This is a genomic window from Nocardiopsis synnemataformans (assembly GCF_965343085.1).
Classification (GTDB): Bacteria; Actinomycetota; Actinomycetes; order Streptosporangiales; family Streptosporangiaceae; genus Nocardiopsis; species Nocardiopsis alborubida.
The window spans coordinates 99,108-116,992 of the sequence record NZ_CBDRFA010000001.1 but is presented as its reverse complement, the minus strand read 5'-3'; the positions used below and the strand labels follow the sequence as shown (position 1 = coordinate 116,992).

Genomic DNA, 17,885 nt, shown 5'->3' with positions numbered 1-17,885 from the left:
CCCTTCCTCTCTCCCCGGGACCTGACAGAAACCCCCGCTTCTCCAACAGTTGTGTACGGGGGCGGACCACTAATCGATCATTCCTGGCCTGTCCGAGCACACAGCGGTAGTTCGTGCATCTGCACCTGAAGCTCGCTGAGAGGCGGCTCTTTGGCACACCGCGCACGGAGCGGCGCCGGCGGCGTGAGATCGGAGACGACGATGGTAGAGGGTGCGCGGACGACTCCTGGGGCTGACGAACCGATCGCGGTGGTCGGACTCGCCCTCCGGCTCCCTGGCGCGTCGACTCCGGAGGCTTTCTGGCGCCTGCTGTGCGAGAGCCGGGAGTCGATCTCCGCTCCCCCTGAGAGGCTCGGCGTCACCTCTCCCACACGCGACTCCTACTGGGGCGGATACCTCGACCGGGCCGAGGACTTCGACGCCGGGTTCTTCGGGGTCTCGCCGCGCGAGGCATTGGCCATGGACCCGCAGCAGCGTCTCATGCTGGAGCTGAGCTGGGAGGCCGTGGAACGCGCCCGTATGGCGCCGGACCTCCTGCGGGGCAGCGACACCGGTGTGTTCACCGGTGCCATCGCCACCGACTACGGCCTCCTGCAACAGCGTGCCGTGCGTGGCGGCATCACCCACCACTCGCTCGCGGGAACCCAGCGCGGCATGATCGCCAACCGGGTCTCCTACGCCCTCGGTCTGTCCGGACCCAGCCTGACCGTGGACAGCGGACAGTCCTCGTCCCTCGTCAGCGTGCACGTGGCCATGGAAAGCCTGCGCCGGGGCGAGTGCGGTATGGCCCTGGCCGGCGGGGTCAACCTCATCCTCGTTCCGGAGAGCACCGAGAGCGTCGCCAGTTTCGGAGGGCTCTCCCCGGACGCGCACTGCTACACCTTCGACGCACGCGCCAACGGGTACGCGCGGGGCGAGGGCGGCGCCGTAGTGGTACTCAAGCCGCTCGATCGCGCCCTTGCCGACGGTGACCCGGTCCACGCGGTCCTGCGCGGCAGTGCGGTCAACAACTCGGGCCAGACCTCCTACCTCGCGCGCCCCGACTCCCGAGGACAGGAGGCCGTCCTGCGCGCGGCGCTGCGGCGGGCCCAGGCGGACCCGGCCCAGGTGGGCTATGTCGAACTGCACGGTACGGGCACCCCGGCCGGAGACCCGGTGGAGGCCGCGGCGCTCGGCGCGGTCTTCGCCCCCGGCAGGGAGGAGCCTCTGTGCGTGGGCTCGGCCAAGACCAACGTCGGCCACCTGGAGGGCGCCGCGGGCATCGTCGGCTTGGCCAAGACGGTGCTGAGCCTGGCCCACGGACAGCTGCCGCCCACCCGTAACTTCGCCGAACCCAACCCGAACATCGATCTGGAGGCGCTGCGGCTCAACCCGCAGACCCAGCGCGAGCCCTGGCCCACGGACGCCCCGCTGGCCGGCGTGTCCTCCTTCGGCATGGGCGGCACCAACTGCCACCTGGTTCTCGGCCCGCCGCCGCCGCTCAAGGCCGACCGGCCCGAACCGGCAGGAGGGGAGAGGACCCTCGATCCCGTCCCGTGGGTGCTGTCGGCCCGCTCCGAGGAGGCGCTGCGCGCCCAGGCCTCGGCGCTGCACTTCTTCGTTTCGGCCCGCCCTGGGCTGCGCGCGCACGATGTGGGACTCTCCTTGGCCACCACGCGTGCGGTGCTGGAACACCGCGCCGTCATCTTCGCCGCGGGCGGTGACGGCTCGCGCGAGATGGACTCCGTGCTGCCCGGGCCGGTGCCGGCCGGAACCGCGCGGTCCCGGCCGGTCCTGGTCTTCCCGGGGCAGGGAGGCCAGTGGGAGGGGATGGCCCGCGACCTGCTCGACGGTGACGGCGTCCTCGCCCACGGGTTCACCAAACGGCTGCTGGTGTGCGAACGGGCCCTGGAACCCTATGTGGACTGGTCACTGGTGCAGGTGCTGCGCGGCGAGCCCGGGGCCCCGGTGCTCACCGGACCCGACGCCAGGGTGGACGTGGTCCAGCCGGTGCTGTGGGCGGTGATGGTCTCCCTGGCCAAGGTGTGGGAGGACCTGGGAGTCGAGCCCGCTGCCGTGATCGGGCACTCCCAGGGGGAGATCGCCGCCGCGTGCGTGGCCGAGATCCTGTCGCTGGAGGACGCCGCGCGGATCGTGACCCTGCGCAGCGGTGCGCTGACCGCCCTGGCGGGGAGCGGCGGCATGGCCTCGCTCGGACTGACCCCCGAACGCGCCGAGCGGTTGGCCAAGAGCATCCCGGACCTGCACTTGGCCGCCGTCAACGGACCCGAGTCGGTCGTGGTTTCGGGTTCCCCGGAGGCGGTCCGCCGGGCTGTGGAGCACTGCGTCGACAACGGTGTTCACGGGGCCCTGGTGGACGTCGGCTACGCCTCTCACTCCGCGCACGTCGAGAGGATCCGCCGGAACCTGCTGGAGCGGCTCGGAGAGGTCGTCCCCAGGCCCGCGCGGGTGCCGTTCCTCTCCACCCTGACCGGGCAGCCGGTCGACCCGGATCGGCCCGGGCTGGACGCCGAGTACTGGTACCGGAACCTGCGCGGGACCGTCCGGTTCGCCGACGCGGTGCGCGCGGCCGCCGCGTCCGGACACACCACGTTCGTCGAGGTCGGGCCGCACCCCGTGCTGTCCTTCGGGATCGAGCGCACCCTGGCGGCGGCCGGAGTCGAGGGTGTGGCGCTGGAGACCCTGCGCCGCGGCGACGGCGACCAGGCCCGGTTGCTCACGGCCGCCGCACGCGCTTTCACCGTCGGAGTGGACATCGACTGGGGCGCGCTCTTCCGCGGAACGGGCGCACACCGGATCGACCTGCCCACGTACGCTTTCCAGCGCGTCCGGTTCTGGCCGGACACGACGGCGCCCGCCGCCCGTCCGGAGGCCGCCGACCGGCCGACGACCGCTCCGGAACCGGAGCCGGTCTCCGCTGGAGGCGGCACAGGGGATCTGGTGGCGGCGCTCACGGCGCGGGTGCTCGAACAGGACTCGCTGCCGACGGACGACGCCCAACGGGCCTTCCGCGACCTGGGCTTCGACTCCATCATGCTGCTCGAACTCGCGGACCTCGTCGAGGACGAGACCGGGGTCCGCCTCGACGACACCGTCCTGTTCGACCTGCCCACCCCGGCCGCCCTGACGGAGTTCCTGGTCGACACGGTGGGGGAGCGGACGCCGGAGCACACCGCGAGCGCCGCGCCCGCCGCCACGGCCCCCTCCCGTTCCGCGCGGGTCCCCCACTCCGCCGCACCCGTCGCGGTGTTCGACGATGACCCCATCGCCATCACCGCGATGGCCTGCCGCCTGCCGGGTGGCGTGCGCTCCCCCGAACAGCTGTGGAGGCTGGTCGAGGCCGGTGTGGACGCCATCGGGGACTTTCCGGACAACCGCGGTTGGGACATCGACGGGATCTACCACCCCGAGCCCGGGGTCCCCGGGCGCACCTACACCCGCGCGGGCGGGTTCCTCTACGACGCCGATCTGTTCGACCCCGGTTTCTTCGGAATCAGCCCCCGGGAGGCCGACGCCATGGACCCCCAGCAGCGGCTGCTGCTGGAGGTCTCGTGGGAGGCGGTCCACCGGGCCGGGCTGGTCGCCGATGACCTGCGCGAGCGCCAGATCGGTGTGTTCGTCGGCGCCATGCCCGGCGACTACGGGCCGCGACTGGCGGACCGGGGGGCGGGCGAGGACGGGGGGTACCGGCTCACCGGCAGCACCCTGAGCGTGGCCTCGGGCCGCATCGCGTACGTGCTGGGCCTGCGCGGTCCCGCGCTGACCATCGACACTGCCTGCTCGTCCTCTCTGGTGGCGCTGCACCAGGCGGCTGAGTCCATCCGGCGGGGCGAGTGCGAGATGGCCTTGGCCGGAGGGGCCACCGTGATGTCCACTCCGGGCATGTTCCTGGAGTTCTCCGCCCAGCGCGGCCTGTCCCCGGACGGGCGCTGCCGGGCCTTCGGGGACGGGGCCGACGGCACCGCCTGGTCCGAGGGCGCGGGCGTGCTGTTGCTGGAGCGGGCTTCGCGCGCTCGCCGGGCGGGGCGTCCGGTCCTGGCCTTGGTCAAGGGCAGTGCGGTCAACTCCGACGGCGCCAGCAACGGGTTGACCGCGCCCAACCGCGATGCCCAGGAGCGGGTGATCCACCGGGCGCTGTCGACGGCCGGGGTGTCGCCGGAGGAGGTCGACGCCGTGGAGGCGCACGGCACCGGCACCCGGTTGGGCGACCCGATCGAGGCCAAGGCACTGATCTCGGTGTACGGGCGGGCGCGCGGCGACTCCGACGAGGACCTGCGGTTGGGCTCGCTCAAGTCCAACCTCGGGCACTCCCAGGCCGCGGCCGGGGTTGCCGGAGTGATCAAGATGGTGGAGGCGCTGCGGCATGGGCGGCTGCCTCGGACACTGCACGTCGACCGGCCCACGGACAAGGTGGAGTGGGACGGCAGCGGGGTGCGCCTGCTGCGCGAGGCCGAGGCTTGGCCGGACACGGGCAGGCCCCGCAGGGCCGCGGTGTCCTCCTTCGGGATCAGCGGCACCAACGCGCACGTGGTGCTGGAGGGCGTCGCGGACGAGGGCGCCCCCGTGACCGTCCCCGACGACCCGTTCCGGCGCGAACGCCACTGGGCGGACGCCCTGGCGGCTCCGGCGGAGCCGCCAGGGCGGCGCACCGTGGCGCCGCTCGACGAAGGTCTGGAACTGGCGGACGGGCGGACCGTGTTCACCGGCCGCATCGGCCTGGCGGGGCAACCGTGGGCGCGCGATCACGGACTCTGGGGGCGGGTCGTCGTTCCCGGCACGGCGCTGGTGGAGTTGGTAGCGCACGCGGCCGCGCGCACGGGGACCCCCACAGTGGCCGATCTGGTCCTGGAGGCGCCCCTGGTGCTGCATCGGGGCGGTGACGTCCTCCTCCAGGTCACTGTGGACGGGGACGCCAAGACCGGTCGGCGCCGGGTGAGCGTGCACGCACGCCCCGACGATGGCCCGGACGCCCTGTGGACCAGACATGCTTCGGGTTCCCTGGAGAGGGAGGGGGAGCCCGACACGGGGTCCACGGACGCCGCGGTGGTTCCGTGGCCCCCGGTGAGGGCCGACTCCGCGTCCGTGCGACCCGACTACGAGAGCCTTGCCGGGCGCGGGTACTCCTACGGGCCTGTCTTCCAGGGCCTGCGAAATGTGTGGCGGCACGGCGATGAGCTCTTCGCCGAGGCGGAGATACCTGCGGCCGCGTACATCGGAGGTGTCTTCCACGGCCCTCACCCCGCGCTGGTGGACGCGGCGCTGCACGCCGTCCTCCTCCACGGGGAGTCCGCCGACAGTGTCCCCCTGGTGCCTTTCGCCTGGTCCGGGGTGCGTGTTCGCGCGGTCGGGGCGGATGCCCCCACGCGGGCGCGCGTGCACGTCACCGTGCTCGGGCCCGACCGGTACCGCCTGCACCTGACCGATGGGGACGGGACCGTCATGGTGGCCGTCGAAGAACTCGTCATGCGGCCGCTGGACGAGGACGCCCTGCCGCCGCGCGACGCCGCGGAGCTGCCGGGCCTCTACGAACTCGTGTGGGAGAAGGCTCCGGCACCGGACCCCGCGCAGGCCGTTCCCACCCGCACCCCCGGTTTGGACGAACTCGACCTCGACGGCCACATACCGCCGCTGGTCTACACCGAGCTGCCCGCCGAACTGGTCTACTCGGAGGAGGATCCGGTCCCCGGTGCCGTCCGGCAGGGTTTGGACGCCGCTCTGAAAACCGTCCGGTCCTGGCTGGCGGACCCCCGCACCGAGCACGCGCGGTTGGTCGTCGTGACCTGGCGGGCGGTAGCCACCGCGCCGGGCGCTCGGATCATCGGACTGGCGGCGGCCCCGGTGTGGGGTCTGCTGCGGGTCGCCCAGCGCGAGCACCCCGGCCGCCTGGTGATCGTCGACTCCGACGGCTCCGACGACTCCCACCGAGTGATGGCCGGCGCCGTCAGCCTGGGGGAACCCCAGCTTGCGCTGCGCTCGGGTACCGTCCTGGTGCCCCGACTGGCCAAGGCGGGGCCCGACGGTGACCTCGTCCTTCCGGGGACGCCCTGGCGCCTGGACACCGGCCGCCCCGGTTCCCTGGCCGACCTGGGCTTGGTCCGAGCCAACAGGGCCGCTCTGCCGCTGGGGCCGTATGAGGTGCGGGTAGCCGTCCGCGCCGCCGGGGTGAACTTCCGCGACGTCGTGGTCGCCCTCGGCCTGGTCGAAGGCGAGACCGGGATGGGCATCGAGGGTGCCGGGATCGTCCTGGAGACCGGCGCCGAGGTCGCGGACTTGGCCCCGGGCGACCGGGTGACGGGCATGTTCGACGGAGCGTTCGGCCCGATCGCGGTCGCCGACGCCCGCAAGCTCGTCCGTTTTCCCGACGACTGGACGTTCGAGCAGGCGGCTGCGGTGCCCGTCATCTTCTTGAGCGCCTACTACGGCCTCGTCGACATGGCCGCGGTCCGGCCCGGAGAGAGCGTCCTGGTGCACGCCGCCGCGGGCGGTGTGGGCATGGCCGCTGTGCAGCTGGCCCAGTATATGGGCGCGCGCGTGTTCGGTACCGCCAGTCCGCGCAAGTGGGCGGGCCTGGAGGCCTACGGGCTCACCGAGGACCGGTTGTCCTCTTCCCGTGACCTGGAGTTCGAAGCACGGCTGCGCGCCGCCAACGGTGGACGCGGCATGGACGTGGTCCTCAACTCGCTCAGCGGGAAGTTCGTGGACGCCTCCCTGCGGCTGCTGCGTTCCCCGGGCGACGGCGGCGGTCCCGGCGGCCGCTTCGTGGAGATGGGCAAGACCGACATCCGTGATGTGGAAGAGGTCGGCGCCGTCCACCCCGGGCGCGACTACCAGGCGTTCAACCTGCCTGACGTGTCCCCTGAGCGGATCGGACAGATGCTCGGACGGATCATGGAGCTGCTGGTCGGCGGTGCCGTCTCACCGCCGCCCGTCACCGTCCACGATCTGCGACATGCCCAGGACGCCCTGCGCTCCCTGCAGCGCGGTGACAACGTGGGCAAGCTGGTGCTGACCGTGCCCGCGCCCTTCCCCCAGGACCGCACGGTCCTGATCACCGGTGGCACCGGGACCCTGGGCCACAGGATGGCCCGCCACCTGGTCACCGGCTATGGCGTGCGCGACCTGCTGTTGATCAGCCGCAGCGGCCCCGGGGCCGAGGGGCAGGCGGAGCGCACCGCGGAACTGGAGTCGCTGGGTGCCCGCGTCACCGTCGCCGCCTGCGACGCCGCGGATCGGTCGGCCCTGGCCGCCTTGGTCGCGGGCGTCCCCGCCGACCGACCCCTGGGCGCCGTGGTGCACACCGCCGGTGTGCTCGACGACGCCACCGTCACCTCCCTCACCCAGGAACAGGTCGAACGGGTCCTGCGACCCAAGGTCGACGCTGCCTGGAACCTCCACGAACTGACCGCCGACGCGGACCTGGGCTCCTTCGTCCTGTTCTCCTCGGCCGTGGGGGTCCTGGGCAACCCGGGCCAGGCCAACTACGCCGCCGCCAACGTCTTCTGCGACTCCCTGGCCCACCACCGCCGTGAGCGCGGACTGCCCGCGACCTCCCTGGCATGGGGGCTGTGGGCGGAGTCCAGCGGCATGACCGGGCACCTGGACGACATCGGACTGGCCGCCCTGAGCCGTCACGGACTCGCGCCGATGAGGCCCGAGGACGCGCTGGCCGCGTTCGACACCGCACTGTGGTGGGACCTGGCCAACAGCGTGCCCGCCCTGCTGGACACCTCTCACGGCGTGGACACTCCGGTCCTGCGCGACCTGGCCGGACCGGGCCCCGCCACCTCCGCCGAGGCCACGCCCGCGACCGGTCCCGCGAGCCGGTTCACGTCCCTGCCCGAGGCCGAGCGGGAGAGGGCGGTCCTGGTCGAGGTCCGCTCCCAGACCGCTACCGTCCTTGGCCACGACCCCGGCGTCGGTGCGTCGCGCATCGACCCCGACAGCCCGTTCACCGCTCTCGGCCTCGACTCCCTGACCGGAGTCGAACTGCGCAACCGCTTGAGCGGGGCCACCGGCGTCCGCGTCCCCGCCACCGCCGTCTTCGACCACCCCACCCCGCGTGCCCTGGCCTCGCTCCTCCTGGAACGGCTCTTCCCGGAAGCGTCCCCTCGGGGACGCTCGGCGGACACCGGCGCGGAGGAGCCCGCGGGAACGGGGCACCGCACCGACGCCCAGGACGGCGGCATCGACGCGATGGGGGTGGAGGAACTCGTCACCTTGGCCCTCCACGGGCGGGGGCACCCGAATCACGGAGAACAGGAGACGGCAGTTGACCACTGAGGACACACGTTTGGTCGCGGCCCTACGAACCGCGCTGAAGGAGAACGCACGACTGCGGGGCGAACTGGACGGCCTCACCGAGTCCGACCCGATCGCCGTCGTCGGCATGGGCTGCCGCTTCCCCGGAAGCGCCGATTCGCCCGAGGCGCTGTGGGACCTGGTCTTCGAGGGGCGCGACGTCGTGCGGCCCTTCCCCACGGACCGCGGGTGGGACCTCCAGGACCTGTTCAGCGGCGACTCGCCCCGCTCCTCGACCGGTGAGGGCGGTTTCCTCGACGCTCCCGCCTCCTTCGACGCGGAGTTCTTCGGTGTCTCCCCTCGTGAGGCGGTGGCGACAGACCCCCAGCAGAGACTGCTCCTGGAAACCGCCTGGGAGGCGGTGGAACGGTCCGGGATCGACCCCTTCTCCCTCGCGGGGACCGAGACCGGCGTGTTCGTGGGCACCATGCCCCAGGAGTACGGTCCCCGACTCGTGGACGCCTCCTCCGACGGCTTCGCCCTCACCGGGTCACTGACCAGCGTCGCCTCCGGCCGGATCTCCTACACCCTGGGGCTGACGGGGCCGGCACTGACCATCGACACGGCATGCTCGGCGTCGCTGGTGGCCCTGCACCAAGCGGTCCGGGCCCTGCGCGCCGGGGAGTGCTCGCTCGCCCTGGCCGGTGGCGCCTGTGTCATGGCGTCCCCGGGGGTGTTCGTGGAGTTCTCCCGCCAGGGAGGGCTGGCCCCGGACGGCCGCTGCAAGGCGTTCTCCGCTGACGCGGACGGCACCGGCTGGGCCGAGGGCGCGGGCATGATCGTCCTGGAACGCCTCTCCGACGCCCGGCGCAACGGGCGCACGGTCCTGGCGGTCATCCGCGGCAGCGCCGTCAACCAGGACGGGGCGTCGAACGGCATCATGGCGCCGAACGGGCCCTCCCAGCAGCGGGTCATCCGGCGTGCCCTGGAGGACGCCGGACTCGCCCCCGGCGACATCGACATGGTGGAGGCGCACGGGACGGGTACCAGGCTCGGTGATCCGATCGAGGCGCAGGCGCTCATCGAGGTCTACGGTCCGGGGCGCGCCGAGGACCGACCGCTGTGGCTGGGTTCCCTCAAGTCCAACATCGGCCACGCCCAGACCGCAGCCGGGGTCGGCGGTGTCATCAAGGCCGTCATGGCGCTGCGCCACGGTGTCCTGCCCACGAGCCTGCACTCGGACACCCCCACATCCCTGGTGGACTGGTCCGGAAGCGGGGTCCGGCTGCTGACCGAGGCACGCCCGTGGCCGGACACCGGCCGTCCCCGCCGCGCCGGGGTGTCCTCTTTCGGGATGAGCGGCACCAACGCGCACATGATCATCGAGCAGGCATCCGAGGTCCCGGTCGCACCGCAGCGGTCGGACGGGGGAACGGACCCCGTCCCGTGGGTGCTGTCAGCGCGCACCGAGGACGCGCTGCGGGAACAGGCGGACCGCCTGGCCCGGCGGCTGCGCGCCGAACCCGGGATCACGGTGCGGGAGGCGGGATGGTCCCTCGCCACCACCCGGTCCCGGTTTTCCCGCCGGGCCGCGCTCCTGGCCGGTGACCGTGAGGAGGCTCTGACCACGCTGGAGCTCTTCGCCGAGGGCAGGCCGGCGCCGGGCCTGATCCGCGGGCACGCCACGGCCGAGCCGCGCGTCGCGTTCGTCTTCCCTGGTCAGGGGGCGCTCGGAGAGGCACCGGACCTGAGTGCGCTCCTGGCCGCCCACCCGGTCTTCGCGGAGAGCGTCCACGAGTGCGAGAAGGCGTTGGACCCCCACCTCGACTGGTCGGTGACGGCCGCGCTGCGCGGTGGCCCCGACGCCCCCGACACCAGCCGCCCCGACGTGGCCCAGCCGCTGCTGTTCACGGTCATGGTCTCCCTCGCCCGGCTGTGGCGGTCCCACGGCGTCGAGCCGTCCGCCGTGGTCGGCCACTCCCAGGGGGAGATCGCCGCCGCGCACGTCGCGGGCATCCTGACCCTGGAGGACGCCGCCGCGGTGGTGGCCCTGCGCAGCAGGCTCGTCCTCCCGCTGGTGGGCGGCGGCGGGATGCTGGCCCTGCAACTGAGACCGGGGCAGGAGCCGCCCTCGCTGGCGCCCTGGACGGGACGATTGGACACGGCCGCCCACAACGGCCCCAGCACCGTCGTGGTCGCCGGGGAGGCGGAGGCGCTGGGCGAGCTGTCCGACCTGTGCGCGCGGGAGGGGATCCTCTCCTTCCCCGTCGCGGCGGACTTCGCCGCGCACTCCCCGCAGGTCGACGCCCTGCGCGGGGAGCTCCTGCCCGCGCTCGCCGGTGCCCGGCCGGGGCCGGGGCATGTGCCGCTCTACTCCACGGTGCACGGGACCAGGATCGACGGCACCGCCATGGACGCCGAGTACTGGTACCGCAACATCCGCCGGACCGTGCTGTTCGAAGAGGCGGTGCGCTCCATGGCGGCCGACGAGCACACCACGTTCCTGGAGATGGGACCGCGCGCGGTCCTCACGGTCGGCGTCCAGCAGACGGTGGAGTCCGTCCGCGGAAGCGGAGGGGCGGCTGCGCTCGGCTCCTTCCGCGGTGCCGCCTGCGGCCCCCAGGAGTTCTCCGCCGCCCTCGGCGAGGCGTGGGTGTGCGGGGTCGAACCCGACTGGGCGACGGTGTACGCGTCGGACGCACCGCACGCGGTCGACCTGCCCACCTACCCCTTCCAACGCCAGGTCTACTGGTTGGATCCCGCGCCCCGGTCCGCGGCCCCGCGGTCCGAGGAGCCCGGGTCCGCTCCGACCGTCCCATCCGGTGCGGGCCGTCCGCCCGCACTGTCCGAGCTGTCACGGCGCGAACGCGAGGACGCCGTGCTCGCCCTGGTCCGCGAACACGTCGCGGCCGTGCTGGGCTTCGTGTCCCCCGAACGGGTCGACGATCGGCGCGGGTTCGTGGACGCGGGAGGAACGTCCCTGGGAGCCGTGCGACTGCGCAACGCCCTGAACGAGGCCACAGGACTCGAACTGCCCGTCACCGTCGCATTCGACCATCCCACCCCGGTGGCCTTGGCACGGCACCTGCTCTCCCGGCTGCTCGCCTCCGGAGAGGAGACCGCCGCCGACCCGACCACGGCCCTGGCCCGGCTCCGGTCCGCCCTGACCTCCGCGGAACTGGACGAGGCCGGGCGCGACCGGATGGAGCACGGACTCCGTGACCTGCTGGACACGCTGGCCGCGGACAGGACGCACGGAGGGAAGGGCACTGAGGTCGGGGAGCTGGAGGGCGCCAAGGATGACGACCTCATCGAGCTCATCGGTAGGGAATTCGGGATCTCGTAGTCGACGCACGTTCTGAACTCGGAGTGGGCCACTGATGACACAAGAGGACAGGTTCCAGGAACTGGCGCGTCGACTCGCACTCGACCTGCGCCACGCACGCGACCGCATCGACGAACTGGAGGACCGCCGGCACGAGCCGATCGCCGTGGTCGGCATCGGCTGCCGCTATCCGGGCGGCGTGGATTCCCCCGAGAGCTTGTGGGAGCTGGTCGAGCGAGGCGGGGAGGGGCTCTCGGACTTTCCCACCGACCGCGGCTGGGACCTGGACGCCCTGTTCAACGGTGACTCCGACACACCCGGTACCAGCTACCTGCGCAAGGGCGGTTTCCTGCACGGCGCCGCCGGGTTCGACGCCTCCTTCTTCGGCATCAGCCCGCGCGAGGCGACCGCCATGGACCCTCAGCAGAGGATCGCGCTGGAGACCTCCTGGGAGGCCGTCGAGCACGCCCGTATGGACCCTGCCACCCTGCGCGGCACATCGACCGGGGTGTTTCTGGGCCTGGTCGCCCAACCCTACGGCCCGCCCATCCAGTACGCGGGTGAGGAGCTGGAGGGGTACCTGCTCACCGGCGTCATGCCCGCTGTGGCGGCCGGCCGGGTGGCCTACAGCCTCGGACTGGAGGGGCCCGCCTTCACCGTCGACACCGCCTGCTCGTCCTCCCTCGTCGCCCTGCACCTGGCCGCCGGGTCCCTGCGCGCGGGGGAGTGCGACCTGGCGCTGGCCGGTGGCGTGAGCGTGTACGCCGACACGGGGCCCTGGGTGTCCTTCAGCCGCCAGCGAGGTCTGGCCCCCGACGGCCGGTGCAAGGCGTTCTCCTCGACCGCCGACGGCACGAGTTGGTCCGAGGGCTCCGGAATGCTCCTCCTGGAACGACTGAGCACCGCGCGGAGCAACGGGCGCCGTGTCCTCGGAGTCCTGCGCGGCAGCGCCGTGAACCAGGACGGGGCCAGCAGCGGACTCGCGGTACCCAACGGCCTGGCCCAGCAGCGGGTGATCCGCGCCGCCCTGGCCGACGCCCGTCTCGCCCCCGGGGACGTCGACCTGGTGGAGGCGCACGGCACGGGGACGACCCTGGGCGACCCCATCGAGGCCAACGCTCTGTTGGCGACCTACGGCCGGGACCGGTCCGCGAAGAGCCCCGTCAGGGTGGGATCCCTGAAGTCCAACATCGGCCACTCCGGGGCGGCCGCCGGTGTGGGAGGTGTCATCAAGGCCCTCATGGCGATGCGGAACGCGACCCTGCCCCGCACCCTGCACGTAGCCGAGCCCAGCCCGCACGTGGACTGGGATTCCGGTGCCCTCGCGCTGCTGACCAGGGCCGAGCCGTGGCCGGAGACCGGCCACCCGCGCCGCTCCGCCGTGTCCTCGTTCGGTGTGAGCGGCACCAACGTCCATGTGGTCCTCGAGGAAGCACCGGCCGGACCCGAGCACCCGGACGCCCCGACGGGGACCGACGCACTCGCGCTTCTGGAGACGCCCGCGGTGCCGTGGGTGCTCGGCGGGCGCACCGAGGCGGCCCTGCGCTCCCAGGCCCGGCGCCTGTACGACCACTTGGCGGAGCGTCCAGGACTCGCCCCCGCCGACGTCGGCCTGTCCCTGGCGACCACGCGCACCGCCTTCGAGCACCGGGCCGCCGTGACGGCGGCGGACCGCGACAGCCTCCTTCGGGGTCTGCGTTCCCTCGCCGAGGCCGTTCCCGACACCGCCGTCGCCCGGGGCACCGCTCCCCTCTCGCCCCGGCGCACGGTCTTCGTCTTCCCGGGGCAGGGGTCCCAGTGGGAGGGCATGGCCGTTGAGCTGATGGCCTCGTCCCCAGTGTTCGCCGCACGCATGGCCGACTGCGAACGGGCGCTGTCCCTGTTCGTGGACTGGTCGCTGTCCGCCGTGCTCAGAGGTGAGGAGGGGGCCCCGCCCCTGGAGAGCGACGACGTGGTCCAACCGGCTCTGTGGGCGGTGATGGTGTCGCTCGCCGAGTTGTGGCGGTCGCACGGAGTCGAGCCGAGCGCGGTTGTCGGCCACTCACAGGGCGAGATCGCGGCCGCGTGCGTGGCCGGGGCGCTGTCCCTGGAGGACGCGGCCGGGGTCGTGGCACTGCGGAGCCGGGCGGTCCTGGAGCTGGCCGGCACCGGCGCGATGGCCTCGATCGCCCTCGGGGCCGACGAGGTCCGCGGACGGCTGGACGATCTCGCCGAATCCGTCCACGTCGCCGCCCTCAACGGCCCCGCCGCCACGGTGGTCGCGGGCGACCCGGAAGGGGTGCGACGGCTGGTCAAGGAATACGAGAGCCAGGGGGTGCAGGCCCGTCTGATCCCGGTGGAGTACGCGTCGCACACCCCGCACGTCGAACGGCTGCGCGAACGGATCCTCACCGCGCTCGCCGACATCGCCCCCCGGCGGCCGGACGTCCCCGTCTACTCGTCTTTGACGGGGGGACCGCTGGGAGACGCCCCCGTCGACGCCGACCACTGGTACCGGGGACTGCGCCACCCCGTCCGGTTCGAGGAGGCCGTCCGGTCCCTGACCGACCACGGACACACCGCGTTCCTTGAGATCAGCCCGCACCCCGTGCTCGGCTCCGCCCTCCAGGACACCCGTGAGGACGCCGGGGCGGAGGACGCCGTAGTGCTCCCCACCCTGTACCGGGACGAGGGCGGTGCCGACCGCTTCCTCGCCTCGGTGGCACAGGCGTACGTCCACGGTGTCGCCGTGGACTGGACACGGGTCTTCGGGCTGCGGCGTGAGGTCGATCTGCCGACCTACGCGTTCCAGCATGCCCGCCACTGGGCTTCGGCCCCGGTGGGCGGACAGGTGGACCGCGCGGGCCTGACCAGTGCCGACCACCCCATGCTCAGCGCCGCCGTGTCCCTCGCCGACTCCGACGAACACCTGTTCACAGGGCGAATCGCGCTGGACACCCACCCCTGGATCGCCGACCACGTCGTCCTTGGCATGGTTCTGCTCCCCGGAACCGCCTTCCTGGAGATGGCGCTGCACGCGGGCGACCGGGTCGGATTCCCGCAGGTGGAGGAGCTGGTGCTGCACGCGCCGCTGGAGATGCCGGCCATGGGCGGTGTGCAGATCCAGCTCAGGGTCGGTGCGCCCGACGCCGCGGGGGCCCGTCCACTGTCCGTGCACTCCAGGGCCTCCGGCGGGGACGAAGGCAGCTGGACCCACCACGCCGCCGGCCTGCTCACGCGGGCGCTCGCGGTGCCCGAGAACACCGAAACTTCGCAGCCCTGGCCGCCCTCCGGAGCCCTGCCCGTGCCGGTCGAGGACTTCTACCCCCGTGTCACCGCACTCGGCAACGCCTTCGGCCCGGTCTTCACCGGCATGCGCGCCGCCTGGCGGGACGGCGACGACCTCTACGCGGAGGTCCGCCTGCCCGCCGCCGAGGAGCCCGGTTCCGCCGACTTCGGTATCCACCCCGCCTTGATGGACTCCTCCCAGCACCCCCTTGCGCTGCCCTTCGTCACGGACGCGGGCGGCGGTGCGAGCCTGGCGGAGTCGGCAGGGCTCCCCTTCACCTGGTCGGACGTCACCCTGCACGCCGCCGGGGCAGCACACGTCCGGGTCCGTGTGCGCCGGACCGGAGCGGACTCGGTCTCGTTGGACCTCTCCGACCCCTCCGGACGGCCGGTCGCCACGGTGGGATCGCTGGTGACACGTCCGATCACCCCCGCGCAGCTGGCGGCCGCCACCCGTACGGGAGGTGACGACCTGTTCCGGGTCGAGTGGACCGCGCCGAGCGGCGCGTTCGGCCCCGATGCTCCCCCCGACGAGCTGGCCCTCCTAGGGCCCGACCCGCTCGGCCTCGCCGACCACCTCGCGGGAGCGGGACACCCGGTCACGGCCCACGCCGACCTCACGGCACTGCGTGGGGCCCTGGCCGCAGGGACGGTCGCGCCGGCGGCCGTGCTCGTTCCCTTCGCGGCGTCCCCGCCCGAGGGAACGGCCGAGGCAGCCCACGCCGCCACCTATCGGGCCCTGGACCTGCTCCAGGAGTGGCTCGCCGACGACGGTGCCGAGGAGACTCCCCTGGTCCTGGTCACCCGGGGGGCGGTCGCGGCCGCCGAAGGGGATGACGTCCCCGATCTGGACCACGCCCCCCTGTGGGGGCTGGTCCGCACCGTGCAGATGGAGTTCCCCGGCAGGTGCGCGATCATCGACGTGGACGACGCCGCGACGGCGGCGCCCCTGGTGGCGGCGGTCATGGCAGGCGAGGAGCCCCAGGTGGCCCTGCGCGAGGGGAAACCGCTGGTTCCCAGGCTCACACGCGCCGCCCCCCAGAAGAGGGAGCCGCTGGACCTGGGGTCGGACGGCACGGTGCTGGTCACCGGGGCCAACGGCACCGTCGGGGGCGTGGTGGCCCGCCACCTCGTCGTCGAATGCGGGGCCCGGAACCTGCTCCTGGTCAGCCGGACCGGACGTGAGGGCACTCCCGACGAACTCCGGTCCGAGCTGAGCGCGCTCGGGGCCACGCTGAGTTTCGCCTCCTGCGACGCCGCGGACCGGGACGCGCTGCGCGCGGTGATCGAGTCCGTCCCCGACGACCGGCCGCTGCGATCGGTCGTGCACATCGCGGGCACCGTTGGCGGCGCCGTCTTCACGGCGCTGACCACCGACCACGTCGACCACGTGATGCGCCCCAAGGTGGACGCCTCGATCAACCTGCACGAACTCACCCGCGACCTGGACCTGCGCGAGTTCGTGCTGTTCTCCTCCGCGGCCAGCACCCTGGGCAACCCCGGTCAGGCCAACTACGCGGCGGCCAACGCCTATCTGGACGCCCTGGCGCATCGGCGCCGCGCCAGCGGTCTCCCGGCGACCACCATCGGTTGGGGCATGTGGGCCCAGCGCAGCCAACTGACGGCCCACCTGGGCGAGACGGACCTGCACCGGTACGCGCGCATGGGCATCGCCGAGCAGATCGCCGACGAGCGCGGGGTCGAACTGTTCGACGAGGCACTGGCGGACGGGGCGGCCCACCTGCTCGCGGTTCCGCTGGACATCCCCGCCATGTCCGCGCGCGGCCTGCGCGGTGGTGACGTCCCGACCATGCTGCGCGGCCTGGTCCGCAGACCGCGCCGCAGGGCGGCGGGGCAGGCGGTCGACTCCGAGGGCCTGCGCCGCCGCCTGGCCGGGGCGGACGCCCGACAGCGGCGGCAACTGGTCCTCGACCTCGTCCGGGACGCCACGGCCGAGGTGCTCGGGCACTCCGCCCCGCAGGACGTGGCGGCCGACCGGGACTTCCTGGAGATCGGCTTCGACTCGCTCACCGCGGTCGAACTCCGCAACCAGCTGCGCTCCCTGACCGGCCTGCGCCTGCCCGCGGGGCTGGCGTTCAAGTACCCCACGCCCGCGGCCGTGGCGGATTTCCTCCTGGAGAGCCTGCCCGGTTCGGACGGGTCGGCTCCTCGGCCGCGCGAGGCGGCGGAGGCCCCCGGGGCGGACGAGGCGCGGACGCCGGACAGCCTGGTCACGCTCTTCGAGGAGTTCTGCCGCCAGGGCAGGACCGCCGAGGGGATGCGGCTGCTGGACGCGGCCGGGCTGGTGCGCCCCGGCTTCTCCGAGGCGGAGGGCCACGTCAGCGCCCGCGGTCCGGTCGTGCTGTCGAGCAAGGAGGCCGACACCTCCCTCCTGGTGTGCCTGCCGTCCATCGTCCTGGCCTCCGGCCCCCAGGAGTTCGCGAGGTTCGCCGGCGGCGTGCGCGGGCTGCGGGAGGTCGTGGTCGTCCCCCATCCGGGCTTCCGGGACGGCGAACCGCTGCCGGACACGCTGGCGGCGGCCCTGTCGGCGCAGGCCGACGCCGTCGCCCGCTGTGCCGACGGGCGCCCCTTCGTCCTCGTCTCCCGCTCCTCCGGAGGGCTGGTCGCGCACGCCGTGGCCGAACTCCTGGAGGAACGCGGTGCGCGCCCGGCGGCCCTGGCCCTCCTGGACCCGCCCCACCCGGACGACGAGGCGGTCCTGCCGACCACGGAGGCCCAGATGCTCCAGCGCGGCGGCGCCCTGGGCATCGTCGACAGCGCCCGCCTCACCGCGATGGGCCGTTACATGCGGCTGTTCGCCGACGTACGCCCCGGGCCCGTCGCGGCGCCCTCGGTGGTCCTGCGCCCGGAGGACCCCATCACCGACCGGGACGGGGTCCCCATCCCCCCGTTCAGCTGGGCGCCCCCGCACGAGCGGATCACCGTTCCCGGCGACCACTTCACGATGTTGGAGGACCACGCCGACATCGTCGCCCGGACGCTGCACGACTGGTTGTCGGAGCGCGGCCTGTGAACGGCCCTCCCCGCATCCGCG

At 73.3% G+C, this 17,885-nt stretch carries 3 protein-coding genes; all 3 read left to right on the top strand.

Translation table 11 applies throughout. The features are described from left to right. Window positions 1–201 precede the first annotated feature (201 nt). From ACSIH6_RS00465 to ACSIH6_RS00455, 3 genes are read left to right on the top strand one after another with little or no spacing between them, the layout of a single operon-like run. Complete coding sequence (locus tag ACSIH6_RS00465; RefSeq protein WP_435105378.1) at window positions 202–8,280, top strand: SDR family NAD(P)-dependent oxidoreductase; 8,079 nt, start codon at window positions 202–204, stop codon at window positions 8,278–8,280. Further along, window positions 8,270–11,584, top strand: a complete 3,315-nt coding sequence (locus tag ACSIH6_RS00460) for a type I polyketide synthase (protein WP_435105376.1) — start codon at window positions 8,270–8,272, stop codon at window positions 11,582–11,584. The genes ACSIH6_RS00465 and ACSIH6_RS00460 overlap by 11 nt, the downstream gene beginning before the upstream one ends. 34 nt (window positions 11,585–11,618) lie before the next feature. After that, the gene (locus ACSIH6_RS00455) at window positions 11,619–17,864 is read left to right on the top strand and encodes a type I polyketide synthase (protein WP_435105374.1); all 6,246 of its coding nucleotides are present in this window, start codon (window positions 11,619–11,621) and stop codon (window positions 17,862–17,864) included. Window positions 17,865–17,885: the final 21 nt, after the last annotated feature.

Coding starts and splice junctions, on each gene's coding strand:
- ACSIH6_RS00465 (WP_435105378.1), top strand. CDS start 202: ATGGTAGAGGGTGCGCGGACGACTCCTGGGGCTGACGAACCGATCGCG.
- ACSIH6_RS00455 (WP_435105374.1), top strand. CDS start 11,619: ATGACACAAGAGGACAGGTTCCAGGAACTGGCGCGTCGACTCGCACTC.